We start from the raw sequence: 20,413 nt of genomic DNA on the forward strand, positions 1-20,413 counted from the left end.
GCATCAGCCCGTCGGCAGCTCCTCGATCCGCCGGGCGAGTCGGGCTGCGTCCGGCGCGGCGATGCCCAGGTACAGCTCCCGCGAGGCGATGAAGAGATCCCGGGCTGCATCGAAGTCGCCTTGTGCAAGGGCGAGTTCGCCGGCCCATTCGTCGGTCCGGGCTTGCCAGTGCATCGAGCCCGCAGCGACGAACCGGGTCCGGGAAGCCGCCAGATCGGCCCGGGCCCGGTCGTACCGCCCGGCCAGCAGATGGGCCCTGGCCCGGGTCGCCTGCGCCCGGGCCGCCTCGTACAGGTCGTCGACGGCCGTCAAGTCCTCAATGGCCATCGACAGTTGGTGCACCGCCTCCGCCTCGTCCGCAACGTCCACCGCGACTTCGCCGAGCGCGACCCGGATCAGGCCGACGCCCCGCCGGTAGCCGAGCGCCTCCCGCAGCACCAGCGCCTGCTCGAACCGGCCCCGCGCCAAGTCGGGTTCACCGAGAATGCGGTGAGCGTGCCCGAGCCCCGTCAGCGCCTGCGCCTCGGCCTTCCGGTCCCCGTTCCCCCGGGCCACCACGAGTGCGTCCGCGTACCACTGGGCGGACTCCCGGACCCGACCGGCGCCGCGCAGCCCCTGCCCGCCAGAGGTCAGCATCCACTGCTCGGCGATCCGGTCCCCGACCTTCCGGGCGGCGTCCAATCCCAGGGCGTGGGCCTCCAACTGGAGCGCCTGCGACCGGAGGCGGATGAACATCGGCTGCATCGCGTCGGCCAACTGCCACACCAGGGTGTACCGGTGACTCCGGGAGGCATCCCTGAGTACGGCGGAAAGCTGCTCGCGTTCCCGGTCGAACCAGCCGAGCGCCTCCGCCTCCTCGGTGAACTCCGGGGCGTGCAGGGGAGCTTGGAGGTAGTCCCGGGCGAGGAAGCGATGGCTCGGCATGATCAGCGCCTCGGCCGCAGTCGCCGCCGCCAGGTAGTGCTCGCCGACCCGGCGCACCGCAGCCTCGCGCCGCTCGACCAGGTCCTCGGCCTGCCCGCGTTCCCGGGCGTGGAGCCGGACCAGGTCGTGGAACCGGTACCGGCCGTCGCCCAGTTCCTCCAACAGGTGCACCTCGCCGAGATCGTCCAGCAGCAGGTCCGCCTCCGCCAGCGGCAGCTCGGCCGCCGCTCCGGCGATCTCCAGGGTGTACTCCCGGACCGGGAGCGACCCGAGCAATCGGTACAACTCGGCGGCAGTCGGCTCCAGCAGACGGTACGAGGCATCGAGAACGCGGTGCACCGATCGCTCGCGGTCCAGGCGCAGCGCAGTCAACCGGTCCCTCTCCGGCCGGAGCGCGTCGGCCGTGGCGGACAGCGGTTGTCTCGGACGTGCCGCCATGCGGGCGCCTGCCACGCAGATCGCCAACGGGAGGCCCGCGCACCGGTCCACCACTTGGTCGGCGGCCAGCTGTTCGGCGGCGATCCGGTCGGGGCCGACCCACCTGGAGAGGATCGCGGCGGCGGCAGCCGCGTCCACCAGTCCGACGGGGAGCAGCTCGGCGCCGTCCATCGCGAGTCCGGTGAGACGGGTGCGGCTGGTGACGACGGTCACCGCCTGTTCGGAGCTCGGCAGCAATGGTCTGACCTGAGCAGCGGTGGCAGCGTTGTCGAGCAGGACCGCGATGCGGAGCTGTGCGGTGGCCGACCGCCAGAATGCGCTGGCCTCGGCGAGGTCTGCGGGCACTGCGGTGTGGCCGAGTGCGCGGAGGAACTGGCCGAGTGCCTCGCCGGGATCCGCGGGATCCTCGACGGTGTGGCCCCGCAGATCGACGTAGAACGTTCCGTCCGGGAACCGTTGGGCGTGAGAGCGCAGCCAGTTGACAGCCAGCGCACTCTTGCCGACCCCCGCCGGGCCGTTGAGGACCAGTACGAGCCCGGTCGCCCCCCGCCGACTGCCGCCGGCTTCCAGTAGTTCGTCGAGTCCGGCCAACTCCCGCTGCCGCCCTGGGAGGTGCGTGGGGGCGGGTGGAAGCTGATGAGGCACTGGAAGCTGCGCCGGAGCGTGAACTTGAACGTGCACGCCCCCTTGAATGGAGCCTGCCTGAAGCGCGACTCCATTGATCATCGCGTGCCCTTCGATGCTGTTGCGACTTCCTCCACCGTGCTGAGCTGGGGAGTTCGACGAGGCGTCCGATCCGTGAGCCAACTCTGCTTCTCCTCAGGCCGGTTGGGGTGTGCTGGGACATGACGTGGGATCGGGCCGTTGTGGGGCATCGGACGCAAATACCACATCAGTTTCAAAGCGGCTACGGCTATTTGGAAACCCGCAGATCAGGAACCAGGCGGTGGTATAGCAGGCCTTTCCTGCTCATGCCATGCTCGCCTCCTGCGCGTCCGGAGAACAGACGACGGGAGGCATTTGTCCATGCACATCCATCTTCTGGGGACTGTCGGGCTGGCTGTCGAGGGGGCGCCGTTCCCCGTCCGCTCGCACAAAATGCGAACCCTCCTGGCCTGTCTGGCCCTGGATCTCGGACGGCCGCTCAGCCCGTCCGTCCTCGCCGACCGCATCTGGGACGGCGAACCGCCGGCCACCGCCACTGCCACCCTTCAGAGTCACGTCTCCAGGCTCAGGAGTGCGCTCCGGGAAACGGATTCCAAGGCCGCGCGCGGACTGTCCCAGCCCATCGAGATCGCCTTCCACTCCGGTACGTACGTGCTGCGCGCGGGAGCGGAGCAGGTGGACTGGCATCACTTCCGTCGACTGGCGGACCGGGCCGCCACCTTGGCCGAGGCCGGTGACGACAGGCGCGCGCTGACCCTCCTGCGGGAGGCCGAGGACGTGTGGCAGGGTGATCCACTTGCGGGCCTGCCCGGGGAATGGGCACGGTCCGCCCGCATCCTGATGGCCGACCGGAAGTTGGCCGCGGAGCTCACGCGTGCCGAGATCGAGCTCCGCCTGGGTCGCTTCACCGATGTGGTGCCGGAACTGATCGCCCTCGCTGCGGATCATCCGTGGAACGAGCGAATCTCCGTCCTCCTGATGACCGCGCTGTACGGCTGCGACCGGACGGCGGAGGCGCTCAGCGTCTACCGCGAGATCAGCCAGCGGCTGTACGACGACCTGGGAACCAGGCCGGGAGAAGCACTGGACGAGATCTACCAGCGGATCCTGCGGCGCGTACCTGCCTCCGACCTGGTGCGCCGCCCCGTGGCGGCCCGCGGGCCGACTGGTCATGGCATCGCCCGACCGCCGTCCACCCTGCGCGCAGAGCCGGAACTGGTGGGGCGGGAGAAGGAACTGGAGCAGATCCTGGCGATCGCCCGGAACGTCGACCGGGTCGGCTCCCGCTCGACCGCCCTTCCGGTGGTCGCGATCTCCGGGCTGGCGGGAGCCGGCAAGACCGGCTTGGCACTGGCTGCGGCGCACCGCCTGCGCGAGGACTTCCCGGACGGCCAGGTGTTCGTACCGCTTGGCGCCCACGCCGGCAGCAGACCCCTGCCGAGCCCGGAGGCGGCCGCCACGGAACTGCTCCGCCAGTTCGGGGTGCCGGCCCCGCAGATCCCTCTCGACTCGGAAGAACTGCTGGCAGGCTGCCGCGAGTTGTTGACGGGACGGCGAGCCCTGGTGGTGCTCGACGATGCCGCCGGACCGGCCCAGGTCCGGCCGCTGCTGCCGACCGCACCGGCGTCCTTCGTCCTGGTCACCAGTCGGCATCGGATGGCTGAGCTCCGTTCGGCGTGGACGATGACCGTCGGCGAGCTCGCCCCGCGGCCCGCAGGGGAGATGTTCCGGAAACTGGCGGGCGGCAGCCGAGTCTCGGCACCGGAGCAGGCCGCCGGGATCGCGGAAGTGGCTCGGCTGTGCGGTGGACATGCGCTCGCTCTCGATCTGGCGGCCAGCCGCTTCCGGGCCCATCCGACGTGGACTCTTGAACACCTCATTCAGCGACTGTCCCGGGCCGACGGGCGAATTGGCGAGCTGCACGACGCCCTCGACAGCCTGGAGGGGGCCTTCACCATGTCGTACCAAGCCCTGCAGGCTGATCACCAGACGGCCTTCCGCAGGCTGTGCCTGCATCCGGGCGACGAGTTCGGCACCTGCCAGGCGGCGGCCTTGATCGGTTGCCCGCCGGCCGAGGTCGAACGAGTGCTGGACGCGCTCCTGAACGTTCATCTGATCACGGAAATCGCGCCCGAAAGATTCGGATTACCGGACCTTGTAGGTGAGTTCGGACGAGTCGTCGCGAATCGTACAGACATGTCGGGCGAGCAGTCCGAGGCGCTCGGAAGACTCGCCGCGTTCGCCGCTTCCGCCGCGCGCGGGGTCGATCAAGTGGTCTGGCCCCACCGCTTCCGGCTGCCCCCACCGTCCGACTTTCTTGATCGCGGCACGGGTGATCATTCCGGCCACCCGGACTGGAGGGACGAGGCGGCGGCGACGAAATGGCTGAGCGCAGAGATCCCCGGATTGATCGCCATGGAACGGCAGTTGAGGGCAGATGGCGCCGATGCCGAGGCCTCCTGGCTTTCCCATCTGCTCGCCCCCCACCTGGAGGGCGCCGGCCTGTGGCGTGAAGCCCATCAGATGCACAGCGCGGCGGCGGCGTTCGAGCGGCGAGTCGGCCACCGGCAACGTGAGGCGCACGTCCTGGTGGCGTTGGCTCGGATCGAACTCCGCTTCGCCCGCTATCCGGCGGCAGCCAGGTGTGCGGAACGCGCGGTCACCCTGGCAGGCACCCTCGGTGACATGCTCGTTCGCGCCGACGCGTTCGAGCGGCTGGCCGAAGTGCACTGCCAGCAGGGCGATCTCACCACCGCGCTGGAGGTCCAGCGGGAGGTGCTCGCCGTGCGCCGCTCGATCGGCGACCAGTGGCCGCTGGCGCGGAGTCTCAACAATCTGGCGATTTTCCACACCCTGCTCGGCGACCACCCGTCGGCCATGCGGGCCCTCCGGGAAGCGCTTCCGGTGTTTCGGAAACTGAAGGATTCGAGAAGCGCTGTCCAGCTCCTGAACAATTTGGGTGGCCTGCAATTGAGCAGCGGGGACAGGGCTGCCGCGAGAGTTTCGTTCGAGACGCTGATGGATCTCGACATGGGGTATCTCTCCACCGCCGATCTCGCCGCCGTTCGACTCAATCTTGCCCTGACCCTCGACATTCCCAAGGAATCGCGTCGCGCGGCCGACCTCCTGGACTCCGCCGCGCATTCCTTCGTCCTTCTCGGCGACGCCCGCCACGAAATCGACGCACGAACCGAGCTGGGAAGGGTCAGGTTCCTCTGCGGCGACCTCGCGGAGGCGGCCGAGCAGTATTCCAGCGCGCTCGATCTGGCGGTGCGGATTGGGGCTGTCCGGGAGGAGGTGGCTGCACTGAGGGCGCTGGGTCAGGTCGAGGAAGTCATGGGTACCACCGCTCACGGCCGATGCCACCTGGAGCAGTCGATCGAACGGGCCCGTCTGGCGGCGATCCGGGAGGAGGAGGCGCTCGGATGGGAGGCGCTGGCTGAGTCGTTCGCCCGGCAGGGCGAGGAGAGTCGGGCGGAGAAAGCCCTTCGGAGGGCTGCGGAAATCCTTGCGGGGCCAATTCCGTCAAAATAGGAAGGCAACCGAAACCGATCGGTCCGAGTGTCATGTCACGGGCACACCGTTCAAGCCCTTCGCTCGAATGGCCCGGAGAGTCATGCCATCCCCATCGAGTTGATGGAATAGCCGCCGAGGGGTTAGGTTGTTCGAAACGAACCCCCTTGCGCAGCAAGGGTATTGAACCCTGTCCGGGCGGAAATGGCTATGTCACGTATGTCTTTGCGCGCCTCGAGCGACGCTCCCCTGTCTCGACTTTCGCCCAATGGGCGCGGGTTGCGAGCTCTGTTGTACGCAGTGGCGGCATTGGCATTGGGATGGATACCGATTTTTATGCTGGTCGCCACGGTCCCCCCGGGGGCCGGCGGCGCGGCCTAGCGGCAGGAGTGCTCCGAAGCCGGCGCCGCCGGGCGTGACGAGGTCCGGTCCCCGAGTGGGACCGGACCTCGTGCGTTTCGGCGGCGCCGGTGAGCAGCGGAGACGGCCGGTCGGCGAACGGGGTCGGCCGGGCGGCGCCGCGTCGGGGAGCGGCCGGATCCAGGGGGGCGTCGGCGACGGCGAGTGAACGGCCCCGGGTTGCGACGGAGGGCGAACGGCACCATGGCCCCCGTCATTGAGCGCCGGGTGCGATTCGTCCAACTCGGACCCTCGGCGCAGTCGGACAGCTTGAGCGAGATCGCGATCGGCGCCGCGGAGCCGGGGCGGGCGCCGACGTGCGGCCCGGTCGATCGATGAACAGCCCGACCGCCACGCGGTGCAGCCTCGGTCGGGGCGGACGTGGTCGGTGACGGGGCGGGTGGATCTCCGGTGCAGCGTCAGCGGGCCGGGTCGGTGCCCGCCAGGGCGTGGGCGAGGTGGTCGAGGCCGGGGAGGGCGTGCATGACGGCTTCGCGGTCGGTGGGGGTGAGGCCCGCGAGGGCGGCGGCGAGGCGGCGTTCGTGGGCGCTCTGCCAGTCGCGGAGCTGTTGGTGACCGGCCTCGGTGAGGGCGATCCGGGCGGTGCGGCGGTCGCCCGGGTCGGGTTGGCGGTCGACCAGCCCGGCGTCTAGGAGCTTGGAGATCAGGCCGCTGACGGTGTTGGGCGCCAGCCGTTGCCGGGCGGCGAGTTCGCCGACCCGCATGGGGGCGACGGCGAGGGTCTGGAGGAGCTCGACCTGGGCCATCGGCAGGGCCTCCCAGGGGAACTCGGACCGGATCGAGCTGCGCAGCGCACGGCGCAGCCGGGTGATCACGTCGGTGAGCTGCTGGGCCCCGGCGAGTGCGTCGGTGTCCGGTGCGAGGGGGCCGGGCGCGGGCTGGGGCTGCGAGGACATGGCGGACAGCGTAGCGCCAGGTGGTGTCGGTGCTGTCCGCCGTCCGTTCGGTGACCAGCGGGAACGGTTGTCGGCCGCAACCAGATGGCTCGGCTCCGGAAAGAGTCCTTGAGCGATTATGTCTGCGGCCGATATATTCGGACCATGGCCGAACCCGCCCTCGCCCCACGGCTGCTCGACACCCTGCAGGACGCCCTGCAGCGCGCCGAACGCCCGCGCCCGCGCGCCGTCGCGCGCTGGCGGCACGCGCACTGGCTGGCCGTCGGCACGGTCTGCCTGGGCGCGTTCCTCGGCCAGCTGACCGCGAGCGTCACCTCGCTGGTGTTCCCCGCGCTGGAGCAGCGGTTCGACGCGGGCTTCGCCGCCGTCGAGTGGGTGTCGCTGTCGTACCTGCTGGTGCTGGTCGCCCTGCTCGCCCCGGTCGGGCGGCTGTCCGACCTGGTCGGCCGCAAGACCATGTACCTGGGCGGCTTCGCGGTGTTCGCGGCCGCGTCGCTCGGCGCCGGACTGGCCGGCAGCCTGGCCGTGCTGGTCGCCTGCCGCGCGGTGCAGGCGGTCGGCGGCGCGATGATGCAGGCCAACAGCGTGGCGCTGGTCGCCCGGGGGGTACCCGAACGGGCGATGCGCACGGCGCTCGGCATCCAGGCCGCCGCCCAGGCCCTCGGCCTCGCCCTCGGCCCGACCCTCGGCGGCCTGCTGGTCACCCACGCCTCCTGGCGCTGGGCGTTCTGGGTCAACGTCCCGATCGGCGTGCTCGGCATCCTGGCGGGCTGGTTCCTGCTGCCGCGCACCTTCCCCGACGGCCGCCGCCCGGCCCGCCCGGCCCGTTCGAAGGACGCCGGCGGACGCTTCGACCTGGCGGGACTGCTGCTGCTGGCCGGCGCGTCCACCGCGCTGCTGCTGGCGCTGTCCGCCGCGTCCGGGCTGCCGCTGCCCGGGTGGGCGGTGGCCGCGCTGGCGGTGCTCGCGGTCCTCGCCGCGGCCGGGCTGGTCCGGCAGGAGCGGCGCGCGGACCGGCCGATCGTCCCGCCCGGGCTGGTGAACACCCCCGGCATCCGGGCCGGGCTGGTGGTGGCGCTGATCGGCTACCTGCTGCTGTTCTGCCCGCTGGTGCTGGAGCCGGTGGTGCTGGCCGGCCGCGGCGTGCCCGCCGCCACCGCCGGCGTGGTGATCACCGCGCTGCCCGCGGCGTTCGCGCTGGCCGCCACGGTCGGCGGCGGGCTGCTGCCGCGCGGCTGGAGCGACGCGGTGCGCTGCCGGGCCGGCGCGCTGCTCGCCGCGGCCGGACTGCTGGTGCTCGCCGTGCTGCCCGCGCCCGGCGCCGGCGCGGCGGTGGGGCCGCTGCTGGCGGCCGGCTACGGGCTCGGGCTGCTGCTGCCCGCCAACAACGCCCTGGTGATGCGGGCGATACCCGCGCAGAGTTCGGCCGTCGGCGGCGGCCTGGTGAACATGGTGCGCAGCCTGGGCACCGCGCTCGGCACCGCCCTGCCGGTGCTCGCCGTCCACCTCGCCGGAGCGGCGTCCGGCGGCCGGGCGGTCCTGCTGCTGCTCGCCGCGGTCGCGGTGCTGGCGGCCCGGCTGTCCGCCCGCTGAGGAACCGCCGGGCGGTGTCGGCGGTCCGGCTCTGTGCCCGCCGAAGCGCCGCCGGTACGGCACCGGTACGACAGCAGGGGCGCGCCGCCCGGGTGGTCCCGGACGGCGCCCCTGGTGCTCGGAGGGTCAGGGCGTCGGCTTCGCGCCGCGCTCCGTCAGCATGCTGCTGATCAGGTCGATCTCCGCCTGCTGCCCGTTGACCATGGTCTGCGCGAGCCGCTTCTCGACGTCGTTCTTCGCCGCGTCCACGTACGCCTGGGCCATGTCCATCCCGCCCCGGTGGTGGGCGAGCATCAGCTGCAGGTAGAACACCTCGGCGTCCCGGCCGCTGAGCGTGCGGAGCCGGTCCAGGTCGGCGTTGGTCGCCATCCCGGGCATCAGCGAACCGTCGTGCGCCTCGTACGTGTGTCCCATCCAGGCCATCGGCTTGGCCGCGCTGGCCTGGGTCAGGCCCCACTGATCGAGGAAGCCCATCAGCATGCCGCGCTGGTTCGCCTGCGTGTTGATGATGTCGAACGCCAGGGTGCGGACCGCCTGGTCCTGGGTGCGGTCGCGGACGATGAACGACATGTCGATCGCCTGCTGGTGGTGGGTGGCCATGTCGCGGGCGAACCCGGCCTCCGCCGAGTCGGTGCTCGGCGCGGACGAGGAACTCCCGGACGCCGGGGTGCCGCTGGAGACCAGCGCGGGCACCCCGAGGCCGAGCGCGACCACCGCCGCCAGCGCGGCCGGCCACCACAGCTTCCGGCGGCTGCGGCCGCCGGACCGGGCCTGCTCCGCCGTCGACTCCTGGTCGCCGGTCACATCGCGCCCGAGCTGCAGGAGGCGCCCGGCTCCTGGGTCTGCGGGCCCTGCACGTACTTCGTGAAGAACTTCTCGATCCGCGGGTCCTGCGCGGAGTCGACGATCAGCTGGGTGCCCCAGGCGCTCAGCGTGATGGTGCCCTGCTCGTCCGGGTACGGGCTCATCAGGCTGTACGGGGTGGCCTTGACCTTCTCGCTCAGCGCCTTGATGTCGTCCGCGCCGGCCTTGCTGTTGTAGGTGACCCAGACCGCGCCGTGCTCCAGCGAGTGCACCGCGTTCTCGTTCTTCACCGGCTGGTCGTACACGGTGCCCATGCAGGTCGCCCAGACCGGGTTGTGGTCGCCGCCGACCGGCGGGGTCTGGTCGTACTTGACCTCGGTCTGGACGTGGTTGCGGGACAGCTTGTCCCAGGTCTTGACGCCGTCGATCGGCGCCTTCGCGGCCGCGGCGTCCGCGTCCTTCTTGTGCTTGGCGTCCAGCGCCAGCCAGGAGCCGCCGCCGATCATGGCGAGCACCAGGGCGGCGGAGATGCCGATGGTGAGGAACTTGTTGCGGCGCTCACGGCGCTGCTCGACGGCGCGCAGCTCGGCGATCCGGGCCCGGCGGTCGGCCTGCTGGGCGGACTTGCTGCCCGGCTTGGGCTGCTTGCCGGTCGGCTGGGACGACTGCTTGGAGGCGGAACCCATGAATGATGTCCTTGTCCCCGCCGTGCGGCGCACGGCGGTCTGCGGTGAGGTTGGGGCAGCGGAGCCGCCGACCGCCCGGGAACCGGGGAACGGGTCGGCGGTGGGTTCCGCTCAGGACCGGTGAACCTGGAGTGCGTGCAGGTCGGGCGCATGGTGCGGCGCCGGTCGGACGTCGGCCGCCGGGACGGCGGGCGACGCGGGAGGGGCCACCAACTGCGGCAGGACGACCGCGCCGGGCTGAGGGGGCGCGTTCGGGAGCTGCGACTCCGGGCCGCAGAAGGAGTGGCTGGAACAGCCGTGACCGGGCAGCCGGTTCGGGCCGTCCGCAGTGCAGAGGATGAGCACGCCGGAGCTCTCCGGCGCCAGCGCGTGCTGGTGGCCGGCGGGAGTGCCGGCCCGGTCCGGGACGGCGATCGCGGCCGGGACGACGGTCGACACCGCCCGCACGGACGTGACGGCCCCGGCCGGCGGGGAGCCCGCGGATCGGGCGTTCGCCGTGCACGGCAGCAGCGCCAGCAGCGCGGCCAGCAGGACCGCCCACAGCATCGCCACCGGGCGGAGCACCGCGTACGCGGTCCCTCCTCCGGGACGAGTGCGAAGTCCTGGCGCGGTCATGCGCACATATTAATCAGCCGATCGGGTGAAGCGATGCCCCCCTTGGGCTCCGAATTTCCGTCCCGGAGCCATTGCCGTGGCTCATTCGAGCCCGTCAGTGGACCGCCGGTGGCCGGAACCTCCCCCGTGCGTCGGTGCGATGTTCCGATTCCCGGACAGCGCCGTTGTGCTTCGGAAGAATGACGTCACGTCCGGCATTCCCACGGATCGATCAGGAGCCGTCAGTTGAACGAGCAGGGCGCACCCGGGCCGACCCGATCCGACGACGCCTGGTGGCACACCGTCTACACGGGCCCCGCCGGCACCCTCCCCGACACTCCCGACGCCGTTGCCGACACCACCTCCGTGGACGACTGGTTCACCGCCGCCGCCGGCCTCTTCGACCCCCGGCACCGGCCCGCCGAGGACACCCCGCCCCCGACCGGCACCGACCCGGACACGGACACGGCGCACGCGGTACCGCCGCAGCGCAGCTGGGCCGAGGCCGCCTGGCCCGAACTCCGGCCCACCGAGGACGCGCCCGACGGGGGCGCGCGCGACGAGCAGCCGCATTCGGTCGAACCGCCGGTCGTCCAACCGCCGGTCGTAGAACCGCCGGTCGTAGAACCGCCCGTCCTGGCGAAGCCGCCGCGGGCGGAGGCGCCGCGGGCGGAGGCGGCGCCGGAGCCCGAGGTCCCGTCGGCGCCGCCGTCGGAGCGCGGTGCGCCGTGGCGGGAACCGGAGACGCCGACCGTGCCGCACGTCGGGGAGCGGCCGCCGACGTACGCCGCCGAGCCGACCGCGCTGCCGGTCAGCGACCCGGACGCCCTGGGCGCGATCGTGCCGGACACGGCCGTCGACGGCGCCCGGTTCGCGACGACCACCCTGCGGGCCGTGTCGATCCGCGGGGACTCCGCCCGCTACCGGGGCGAACCGCGACGCGACGCGCTGCTCACCGTCCGGTTCGGGGACGCCGAGGACGGGCTGGTGCTGACCGTCCTCGCGGGCCCCGCCCGACCGGCCGACGCCGGATGGGGCTCCGCCGCGGCGACGGACGCGGCCAGGCAACTGGCGGCAGCGATCGGGCGCAGCCGCGCCGAACTCGCCGCCGACCTGCGGGCCGGCGCCCGTGACCGGCTGCGGTACGGCCTCCAGCGGATCGCCCTCCAAGCGGCGGCCCGGCTGCGCGGCGAGACCGGGAGCGTAGAGGACGTTCCGCCGGCGGAGGCGCTGCCGCCCGAGGAGACCGCGTCGCTGCACTGCCTGCTGATGTCCACCGACCCGGCGGCCACCCACCGGGCCGCGTTCGGCACCGGCCCCGGCGGGCTCTACCTCCTGCGCTCGGGCCACTGGATCGACGCCTACGCGGCCCGTCTGCTCCACCACCCGGACGGCCAGCCGCCGTTGCCCCCGGCGGCCCGTCCCGCCCTCCGCCCCTTCCGGTTCCGCCTCGTCCCCGCCACCGCCGGCGACATCCTGCTCCTGTGCACCCCCGGCCTCGCCGACCCGATCGCCGAGGAACCCGCCGTCGCCCACTTCCTCTCCAGCCACTGGGCCCACCCCCACCCCCCGGGCACCGTCGACTTCCTCCGCCAGATCCAGGTCCGCGCCAAGGGCTACGCCGACGACCGCACCGCGGCGGCGGTCTGGACGGACTGACGCCCACGAGCCGAAGCGGCGTCCGGCCGAGGGGGCACGCCGCAGGCGCCGGCTACTTCGGCGGGGCGCCGAGGAGGGCGTGGGCCGCGGAGGTGGCCTGGGCGGTGGCCTGGTCGCGGGTGGTGGCGGGGAGGCCGATGGCGAGCGGGACGGCGAGGCCGTCGAGCAGGGCGCGGAGCTGGGTGGCGCGGTCGGCGGCGGGGGCGGTGGGGGTGAGGACGCCGGTGGTGCGGCCCTCGGTGATGAGCGCGGTGAGGTCGGTCTGCCAGGGGGTTTCGATGTCGAGTTGGCCCTGGCGGAGGTCCGCGGTCTCGGGGGAGCGGCTCCACACCTCGATCCACAGGATCCACCGGGGGTCACCGGGGCCCTCGGGGAGGTAGAGGTCGATGTAGCGGGCGAGCCGTTCGAGCACGGGCAGGTCGTGGCGGGCGAGTTCGCGGGTGCGGCGTTCGCCCAGCTGGGTCTCGCTCCAGCGGAGGGTCTCCAGCAGGAGCTGGTCCTTGCTGCCGAAGTAGTAGAGGAGGTGTCCGGCGCTCATGCCGAGCTGCTGGCCGAGGCCGGCCATGGTGAGGCGGGCGAGGCCGTGTTCGGCGATGGCGGCGCGGGCGGCCGCGTACACCTCTTCCCGCGGGCGGGCCGGGCGGCGGGTGCGTGGCGGGGCCATCCGCCCTCCTCGTTGCTGGCTGTCCGGGGTCCAGTCTCCCGTACGGGAAGGGCGGGAGGTGCGGGCGGGGTCACCAGCCGCCGTGTTCGAGCCCCTCGACGTGTTCCTGCCGGCCGTGGTCGAGGCCGGCCCGGTAGGCCTTGCGGAGGACGGCGGCGGCCTGTTCGCGGTCGAGCGCGGGAGCGAGGCGGAGCAGTTCGTCGGTGAGTTCGTCGAGCGAGGGGGAGGTCATGGGTCCATGACATCGCGTCGCGGCCGGGCCCGCCCCTCCGAGGACGCAGGGGCGGGCCGGACGGCAGGTCAGCCGAGGGTGGCGGCGTAGGAGGTCTCCGCGCCGAAGCCCCAGGCGGGGGTGGCGTCCCACGGGTTGTCGAGGACGTCGTCGGTGGCGTACGCGTACCCGGCGCCGCGGGTGAACGCGGTGCTGAGGGCGGTCTTCATGGCGGTGGCGTTCGGGACGGCGTGGATCAGGTGCCAGTAGGAGGTGCCGTTGGGGTCGAACCCGGCGCCGGGGTAGTAGCCGACGGTCAGGTTGAAGACGTTTCCACCGAGGTAGCTGTTGGTGTAGGCGTCGTAGGTGCCTTCGAAGGTGACGAAGGTGTCGGCGGTGCGCTTGCCAGGCTCCAGGAAGCAGTCCTGGACGGCGGTGCCGGGGTTGTCCACCACCAGCTCCTGCGCGGCCGGGTCGATGGAGTGGATGATCCCCTGGACCTGCTGGCGCAGGTCGAGGTAGAAGTCCCGCTCGACGTTGTTGACACCGCAGTTGCGGCTGCTGGTGTCGAAGAAGATGCCGTCGACGTGCAGCTTGCCGTCGGCGGTGACCAGGTAGTTGCGGACGTCCTTGAGGACGGCGGCCCGATCGCGCTTGGTGGCTTCGGTGTGCACGTAGCCGAGCACCTTGGTGTGCTCGCCGGTGGCGGTGGTGCGGGCGCGCAGCGCGTCGGCGCGGGCCTGCCAGCCGGCGTCGAACGGGTCCTCGCCGTTGTTCGGGTTGAGGACGACGACGGACGGCGCGGGCTGGGCGGCCTGGACGTCCAGCATCATCGGGTAGTTCGGGAAGGTGTAGGCCGGGACGCCGATCTCCAGACCGCGGGTGGCGGTGGTCGCGGTGGCCGGGGTGGTGCTGGCACCGGCCTGCGGTGCGGCGGTGGCGCCGACGGCGAGCAGAGAGCCGAGGAGCAGGGCGGTCAGCCCCTTCGCGCGGATGCGCATGCGTGGTTCCCCCAATGCTGGGCGGGCGTCCCCCTGACGCCGCACGGGCATGCTAACTGCCGACAGGCGCACCAAGGTCGAATACCGGAGATCGTTCTCAGGAGTTCACCGGGGACCGGACGACCGGTCGGTGACGGGGCGTCCGCCGGACGGATGGATCGACTGGGCCAATCGGGTGAATACCTGTCATTTCAGGTCGCGTCACCGCCACTTGTGATCATGATGCCCGATCAACTGCCCGGTATGCGTACTCCCCTTCGGGCCGGGCGGATCGGCTCCGTGCTGGCACTCCTGGCCGGATCGCTGTTCGGCAGCGGTGTCCTGGCCGCACCCGCGCACGCCGCGATCTCCTTCGTCAAGAACGTCGACAAGTTCACCGCCGCGCCGGGGGAGAACGTCACCTTCACCCTGCAGTACACCTGCTCGGTCACCGAATGCGTCAACGGGCGGATCACCGACACGCTGCCCGCGTCCGTGGAGTTCGTCGGCTGGACGCCCGACCCCACCACCGTGGACGTGGCCGGCTCCACCGTGCCCGCCGCCGGAACCATGGGCGGCACGCTCGACATCAGGCTGCTCAACCTCAGCCCGGGCACCACGGCCGCCGTCAGCGTGGTGGTGCGTTTCCCCAACTGGACGACCGCGGACGGCACTTCGGCGCTCAACTCGGCGCAGCTGACGGTCGACGGGGAGACCCCGCAGAACGGCTCCGCCTCCGTCACGGCGCACGTCGAGCCCGCCTACCAGGTCACCAAGGGCGTGCAGACCGCCAGCGCCGACGGACGGACCGTCACCTACCAGTTCAGCGCCTGCTCCACGTCCGGCCCCAACGTCGACCTGGACGCGAGCCGCCTGCTGGACACGCTGCCGCCCGGCGCGGTGGTCGACACCGCGCGCTCGCCCGGCTGGAGCCAGGTAGCGCCCGGGCCGAACACCTGGGGCTACGACATCGGCGAGTTCCGGGCCGCCAACGGCCAGGCCGGCTGCCGGATCCCCGGCGTGCTGGTGGTGAACTACCCGGACCCGACGTTCCCGTCCGGCACCACCTCCACCAACGACGTCGAACTGCTCGGCGACCCGCTCGGCGCCGCCCCCGAGCAGAGCCTGTCCACCGCCGAAGCCACCACCGGCGCCTTCCAGGAGCCCGCCACCGGCGTGCAGGTCAGCGCCGCCAAGTCCTGGGGCGAGCGGAGCGTCTCCGGCGACCTGAACAGTTTCAGCCTGTTCGCCACCAACACCTCGGCGCCCGCCACCGAGCTCACCATGACCGACCCGGGCGCCGGCACCACCGACAGCCTCTACAACTGGCTGTTCCCGCAGACCGTTCAGCTCGACGCGTGGAACCCGCCGGGCATCCGACTCACCTTCCAGTACCGGTTGAACGGCGACCCGACCTGGCTGACCTTCACCCCGGGCACCCCGTTCGACGGCTCCACCACCCGCCGCATCACCTTCGTCGAGGGCGCCGGCGACCCCGCCGCGGACGAGCTCGGCCTGCCCGCCGGCCGCTGGCTGGACGGGCTGCGCCTGACCTGGAACGGCCCGCTGCCCACCGGCTGGGCCCCGGGCAGCGGCGTCCAGGTCGTCACCCAGGTCGTCACCCCCGGCCACGACGGCCGCCCCGCACCCGAACTGCTCACCAACTGCGTCGACAACACCGCCACCGACGGCGCCACCACCGCCCGGGCCACCGGCTGCGCCGAGACCACCGTCGTCGCCGCCACCAACCTCGGCGCGGCCAAGAGCACCGTCGCGGGCGCCGTCACCAACGCCGGTGGCCGCGCCACCTTCGAGGTGATCCCGTACAACCGCAGCGGGCGCGCGCTGGACCGGCGGCTGGTGCTGTACGACGTGCTGCCCGCCGGGCTGGTCTACCTGGACGGCTCGCTGCGCACCGACCCCAGCTACCCGGACGCCAAGCTCCCCGAGTCCGTGCAGGTCACGCCCGGTGCGGACGGCCGGCAGATCATCAAGATGACCTGGCCGGCCGGTGCGCCCGACATGACGTACCTGAACGACGCGCTGGCCTACCGGGTGCTGTTCGACGTCCAGGTCGCCGACAGCGTCCGGGCCGGTGCCCTCACCAACCAGGTGTTCGTCACCGCCGACCACCCGACCGAGCCCGTCACCTGCTACTTCAGCGGCGTCAGCCACGGCGTCCCCGACACGCTCGACCTGAACGGCAACGGCGACCTGACCGAGACCATGTGCCACGCCACGTCGCAGGTCGAGGTGCAGGTGCCGAGCGTGCTGCGCTCCTACAAGGAGGTCCGGGGCGACCTGGACTCCGGGTACGGCCCGATGGGCGCCACCACGCCGGGCGGCGCGCTGTCCTACCGGATGACCGTCCGCAACGACTCGGCGGACCCGGTCACCGAGTTCGTCGCCTACGACAAGCTGCCCACCCCCGGCGACGGTTACGTGCTGACCCCGGACGCGGCCCGCGGCAGCGCCTGGGCGCCGTCGCTGAGCAGCCCCATCACCAGCTCCGACCCCAGCGTGACCGTCGAGTACACCACCGACAAGCACCCCTGCGTGCCCGCGCTGGTGCCGCCCGCCGCCGACCCGGGCTGCAACCCGAACGCGGTGTGGACGGCGACCTTCCCGGGCCCGGGCACCGCCACCTGGTTCCGGATCGAGCGCCCCGGCACCCTCGCCCCCGGCGACTCCTTCACCCTGGGCTGGCCGATGGTCGCCCCGTTCGACGCCCCCGAAGGGGCGTACGCCTGGAACTCGTTCGCCTACACCGCCATCGACGCGACGGGCCGTCAGCTGCTGCCCGCCGAACCCGCCAAGGTCGGCGTGGCCGTCGAGCAGACCCGCCCGTCCGACAACGCGCTCGGCGACTTCGTCTGGGACGACCTCAACCACGACGGCATCCAGCAGCCCGGCGAGCCCGGCGTCCCCGGCGTGCACGTGGACCTGCTGGACGGCAGCGGCCAGCCCGTCCGCGACCTGCACGGCAACCCGCTCACCACCGTCAGCGACAGCGGCGGCCACTACCTCTTCGACCACCTGCCGGACGGCGTCTACCAGATCCGCTTCGAGCTCTCCACGATCCCCGCGGGCGCCACCGTCACCCGCCGGTACGCCGGCACCGACCCGGCACTCGACTCCGACGCCGACCCCGCCACCGGCCTCACCCAGACCGTCGACCTGGCGGGCGGCCGGCGCTACCTCGACCTGGACCTCGGCCTGGTGCTGCCCCGCACCAGCCCGAGCCCCAGCCCGTCGCCCTCGACCTCGCCCTCGACCGGCCCGGAGCCGTCGCCGTCGGCCGGGAAGCCCAGCGAGGAGGCGAAGGGCGAGCACGGGATGCTGCCGCACACCGGCAGCGACCTGCCCGGCAGCCTGCTGGCCGCGGTCGCCGGACTGCTCACCGTCGGCGGTGCGGCGCTCTGCGCGGTGACCTGCCGCCGTCCCCGGCGCCGCCACTGACCGACCGTCGGACACCCGAACGGCCGCGGGCCGGAACCTCGTTGCGAGGTTCCGGCCCGCGGCCGTCGAGGCGTCAGGCCTTCGGCTGCTGCTGGGTGATGCAGTGGATGCCGCCGCCGTTGGCGAAGATCTCGCGGGCGTCGACCAGTTCGACGGTGCGGCCCGGGTAGGCCTTCTCCAGGACGGCCTTGGCCTGCTCGTCGCGCGGGTCGTCGAAGGCGCACAGCACGACGACGCCGTTGGCCACGTAGTGGTTGATGTAGGAGTAGTCGACGGGCTCGCCGTCCTCGTCGAACAGGACGGTGGGGGCCGGGAGTTCGATGACCTCCAGCTGCCGTCCCCGGGCGTCGGTGGCAGCGCGGAGGATCTCGGCGAGCTCCTGGCAGACCGCGTGGTCGGGGTGCGCCGGGTCGGGCTGGGAGTGCACGACGACGGTGCCGGGGCGGACGAACGAGGCGACGATGTCGATGTGGCCGCGGGTGCCGAACTCGTCGTAGTCGCGGGTCAGTCCGCGCGGCAGCCAGATCGCCTTGGTGGTGCCGAGGTGCGCGTGCAGCTCGGCCTCGACCTGCTCGCGGGTCCAGTCGGCGTTGCGGCCCTCGCCGAGCTGGACGGTGTCGGTGACCAGGACGGTGCCCTCGCCGTCGACGTGGATGCCGCCGCCCTCGTTGATCAGCCGGGAGGCGAACCGCCGGACGCCGGCCAGTTCGGTGACGTGCTCGGCGATGTGCCGGTCGTTGTCCCAGCGGGCCCACGACTGGGCGCCCCAGCCGTTGAACACCCAGTCGGCGGCGGCCAGTTCGCCCTTGTCGTCGATCAGGAAGGACGGGCCGATGTCGCGCATCCAGGCGTCGTCCAGCGGGCGCTCGACGATCTCCACCTCGGGCGAGAGGTAGGGCCGGGCCTGCTCGGTCTCGCCGGTGTTGACCACCAGGGTGAGCGGCTCGTGGCGGACGATCGTGTTGGCGACCTCGGCCCAGGCGCGGCGGGCCGCGTCCAGCTGCTCCGCGCCGTCGAAGGTCGGGTTCGCGGTCGGGAACGCCATCCAGGTGCGCTCGTGCGGGTGCCATTCGGCGGGCATCCGGAAGCCGAGCTCGGCGGGGGTGGGGGTGGTCATGGGGATCAAGTCCTAGCGGGGTGAGGGGAGTTCAGAGGAAGTAGAGGCGGCTGAGGGAGACCGAATCGGCGGGCGCGGAGCGCAGTGGCTCGCCGTCCAGCGAGACCAGGCCGGTCGCCGAGACGTCGACCTTCCCCAGGCGGCCGTTGCGCAGCATCGAGCTCGGGCCGATGCCCCGGGTGCCGCGCACTCCCACCCGCCGCCTGCGGGTGGGCAGTTGGTCGCCCGCCACGTCCAAGTAGGCGGAGTCCGCGGCGGCCTGGGCGACGAACGCCACCGAGATGTCTGCGGCGGTGGCCCCGTGCGCGCCGAACTGCGGCCCCAGCACCAGGGGTTCGCACCGGTCGGTGGAGGCGTTCGGGTCGCCGACCACGCCGTACGCGGGGAAGCCGGCCTTCAGCACCAGCTGCGGCTTGGCGCCGAAGTGGTCCGGCCGCCACAGCACGATGTCGGCCAGCTTGTCGACCTCGATCGAGCCGACCTCGTGGACAAGCCCGTGCGCGATGGCCGGGTTGATGGTCAGTTTGGCGATGTAGCGGAGCACTCGCTCGTTGTCGTCGCCGCCCTCGGCGGTGCCGTAGGAGCCGGCGCCGTCGAGCGGGCCGAGTTCGGCCTTCATCTTGCCGGCCATCGCGAAGGTGCGGCGCACCGTCTCGCCGGCCCGGCCCATGCCCTGGGCGTCGGAGGAGGTGATGCCGATGACCCCGAGGTCGTGCAGCACGTCCTCGGCGCCCATGGTGCCGGCCCGGATCCGGTCGCGGGCCATCGCGGCGTCGCCCGGCAGGTCGGGCTTGAGGTCGTGCGCGGAGACGATCATGTCGTAGTGCTCGCCCAGCGCGTCCCGGCCGAACGGCAGGGTCGGGTTGGTGGAGGAGCCGATCACGTTCGGCACGCCGGCCATCTTCAGCACGTTCGGCACGTGGCCGCCGCCGCAGCCCTCGATGTGGAAGGCGTGGATGGTGCGCCCCTCCAGCACCGCGAGGGTGTCCTCCACCGACAGGCACTCGTTCAACCCGTCGGTGTGCAGGGCCACTTGGACGTCGTACTCCTCGGCGACCCGCAGTGCGGTGTCCAGCGCCCGGGTGTGCGCGCCCATGTCCTCGTGCACCTTGAACCCGGACGCGCCGCCCTCGGCGAGCGCCTCCACCAGCGGTGCGGCGTCGGAGGACGAACCGCGGCCCAGGAAGCCGATGTTGACCGGCCAGGCGTCGAAGGCGTTGAACGCGTGCCGCAGCGCCCACGGCGAGTTGACGCCGACGCCCCACACTGGGCCGAACTCCTGGCCGATGATGGTGGTCACGCCGGAGGCCAGCGAGGCCTCCATGATCCGCGGCGACAGCAGGTGGACGTGGGTGTCGATGGCGCCCGCGGTGGCGATCAGGCCCTCGCCGGAGACGATCGTGGTGCCGGTGCCGACCACCACCTCGACGCCGTCCAGGGTGTCCGGGTTGCCGGCCCGGCCGATCGAGGCGATCCGGCCCGCCCGGATGCCGATCGAGGTCTTCCGGATGCCCTGGACCGCGTCGATCACCAGCACGTTGGAGATCACCACGTCGCAGGTCTCGCGGACCGCGGCGGGCTTCAGGTGCAGCCCGTCGCGGGCGGTCTTGCCGAACCCGGCGAGGAACTCGTCGCCGGGGGCCTGCGAGTCCGACTCGACCCGGACGATCAGCCCCGAGTCGCCGAGCCGGACCCGGTCGCCGGCGCGCGGGCCGTGCACCGAGATGTAGTCGTGCGGGGAGATGGCGCTCATGCGCAGGTGTCCTTCCTGGTGCGGCGGGGGTTGGCG

General features: G+C 72.4%; 14 protein-coding genes. 4 read left to right on the plus strand and 10 right to left on the minus strand.

Features of this window, described 5'->3' with window-relative positions; all coding sequences use genetic code 11:
* Positions 1–3: 3 nt before the first annotated feature.
* Positions 4–1,953 carry an NB-ARC domain-containing protein gene (locus ACI1MP_RS28095; protein ID WP_404869736.1) on the minus strand — a complete coding sequence of 650 codons (1,950 nt, stop codon included), beginning with the start codon at positions 1,951–1,953 and terminating at the stop codon, positions 4–6.
* Positions 1,954–2,388: 435 nt separating this feature from the next.
* On the opposite strand from ACI1MP_RS28095, the gene ACI1MP_RS28100 reads away from it, so the two are divergent.
* A complete protein-coding gene (locus ACI1MP_RS28100; protein ID WP_404869737.1) occupies positions 2,389–5,562 on the plus strand; it encodes an AfsR/SARP family transcriptional regulator in 3,174 nt (1,057 codons plus the stop codon).
* Between the two features lie 797 nt (positions 5,563–6,359).
* On the opposite strand, the gene ACI1MP_RS28105 is transcribed toward ACI1MP_RS28100, so the two are convergent.
* Positions 6,360–6,857, minus strand: coding sequence for a MarR family winged helix-turn-helix transcriptional regulator (locus ACI1MP_RS28105; RefSeq protein ID WP_404869738.1), 498 nt, complete (start codon positions 6,855–6,857; stop codon positions 6,360–6,362).
* 144 nt (positions 6,858–7,001) lie between these two features.
* Between ACI1MP_RS28105 and ACI1MP_RS28110 the strand changes: the two genes are divergently transcribed.
* Positions 7,002–8,450: an MFS transporter gene (locus ACI1MP_RS28110; RefSeq protein ID WP_404869739.1), complete on the plus strand. Its 1,449-nt coding sequence runs from the start codon at positions 7,002–7,004 to the stop codon at positions 8,448–8,450.
* 126 nt (positions 8,451–8,576) lie between these two features.
* Here ACI1MP_RS28110 and ACI1MP_RS28115 read toward each other — a convergent pair whose 3' ends face one another.
* The 3 genes from ACI1MP_RS28115 to ACI1MP_RS28125 all read right to left on the minus strand — a co-directional run bounded on the left by ACI1MP_RS28115 (position 8,577) and on the right by ACI1MP_RS28125 (position 10,555).
* A complete protein-coding gene (locus ACI1MP_RS28115; RefSeq protein ID WP_369880205.1) occupies positions 8,577–9,254 on the minus strand; it encodes a DUF305 domain-containing protein in 678 nt (225 codons plus the stop codon).
* A complete protein-coding gene (locus ACI1MP_RS28120) occupies positions 9,251–9,940 on the minus strand; it encodes a DUF3105 domain-containing protein (RefSeq protein WP_380343271.1) in 690 nt (229 codons plus the stop codon). The genes ACI1MP_RS28115 and ACI1MP_RS28120 overlap by 4 nt, the downstream gene beginning before the upstream one ends.
* A gap of 111 nt (positions 9,941–10,051) precedes the next feature.
* On the minus strand, positions 10,052–10,555 hold the full coding sequence (locus ACI1MP_RS28125) for a hypothetical protein (protein ID WP_152645135.1): 504 nt from the start codon (positions 10,553–10,555) through the stop codon (positions 10,052–10,054).
* Positions 10,556–10,780: 225 nt separating this feature from the next.
* Here ACI1MP_RS28125 and ACI1MP_RS28130 point away from each other — a divergent pair, with 225 nt between their 5' ends.
* On the plus strand, positions 10,781–12,193 hold the full coding sequence (locus tag ACI1MP_RS28130) for a hypothetical protein (RefSeq protein WP_404869740.1): 1,413 nt from the start codon (positions 10,781–10,783) through the stop codon (positions 12,191–12,193).
* Positions 12,194–12,245: 52 nt separating this feature from the next.
* Here the strand turns inward: ACI1MP_RS28130 and ACI1MP_RS28135 are convergent, their stop codons facing one another.
* From ACI1MP_RS28135 to ACI1MP_RS28145, 3 genes are all read right to left on the minus strand, one after another.
* Positions 12,246–12,857: a TetR/AcrR family transcriptional regulator gene (locus ACI1MP_RS28135; RefSeq protein ID WP_404869741.1), complete on the minus strand. Its 612-nt coding sequence runs from the start codon at positions 12,855–12,857 to the stop codon at positions 12,246–12,248.
* 70 nt (positions 12,858–12,927) lie between these two features.
* Positions 12,928–13,089 (minus strand): hypothetical protein, encoded by a 162-nt coding sequence (locus ACI1MP_RS28140; RefSeq protein WP_157815606.1) that lies wholly within the window; start codon positions 13,087–13,089, stop codon positions 12,928–12,930.
* 68 nt (positions 13,090–13,157) lie between these two features.
* Positions 13,158–14,069, minus strand: coding sequence for a spherulation-specific family 4 protein (locus ACI1MP_RS28145; protein WP_404869742.1), 912 nt, complete (start codon positions 14,067–14,069; stop codon positions 13,158–13,160).
* A gap of 243 nt (positions 14,070–14,312) precedes the next feature.
* Between ACI1MP_RS28145 and ACI1MP_RS28150 the strand changes: the two genes are divergently transcribed.
* Complete coding sequence (locus ACI1MP_RS28150; protein WP_404869743.1) at positions 14,313–17,507, plus strand: SdrD B-like domain-containing protein; 3,195 nt, start codon at positions 14,313–14,315, stop codon at positions 17,505–17,507.
* A gap of 73 nt (positions 17,508–17,580) precedes the next feature.
* Here ACI1MP_RS28150 and ACI1MP_RS28155 read toward each other — a convergent pair whose 3' ends face one another.
* Both ACI1MP_RS28155 and ACI1MP_RS28160 read right to left on the minus strand, forming a co-directional pair.
* Complete coding sequence (locus tag ACI1MP_RS28155) at positions 17,581–18,624, minus strand: agmatine/peptidylarginine deiminase (protein ID WP_189271273.1); 1,044 nt, start codon at positions 18,622–18,624, stop codon at positions 17,581–17,583.
* A 31-nt stretch (positions 18,625–18,655) separates the two neighbouring features.
* Entirely contained in the window at positions 18,656–20,377 is a 1,722-nt protein-coding gene (locus ACI1MP_RS28160; protein WP_100586905.1) for an urease subunit alpha, read from the minus strand.
* Positions 20,378–20,413: the final 36 nt, after the last annotated feature.

Origin of the sequence: Kitasatospora griseola (assembly GCF_044999035.1) — a bacterium.
In the GTDB taxonomy this organism is placed as follows: Bacteria; Actinomycetota; Actinomycetes; order Streptomycetales; family Streptomycetaceae; genus Kitasatospora; species Kitasatospora griseola.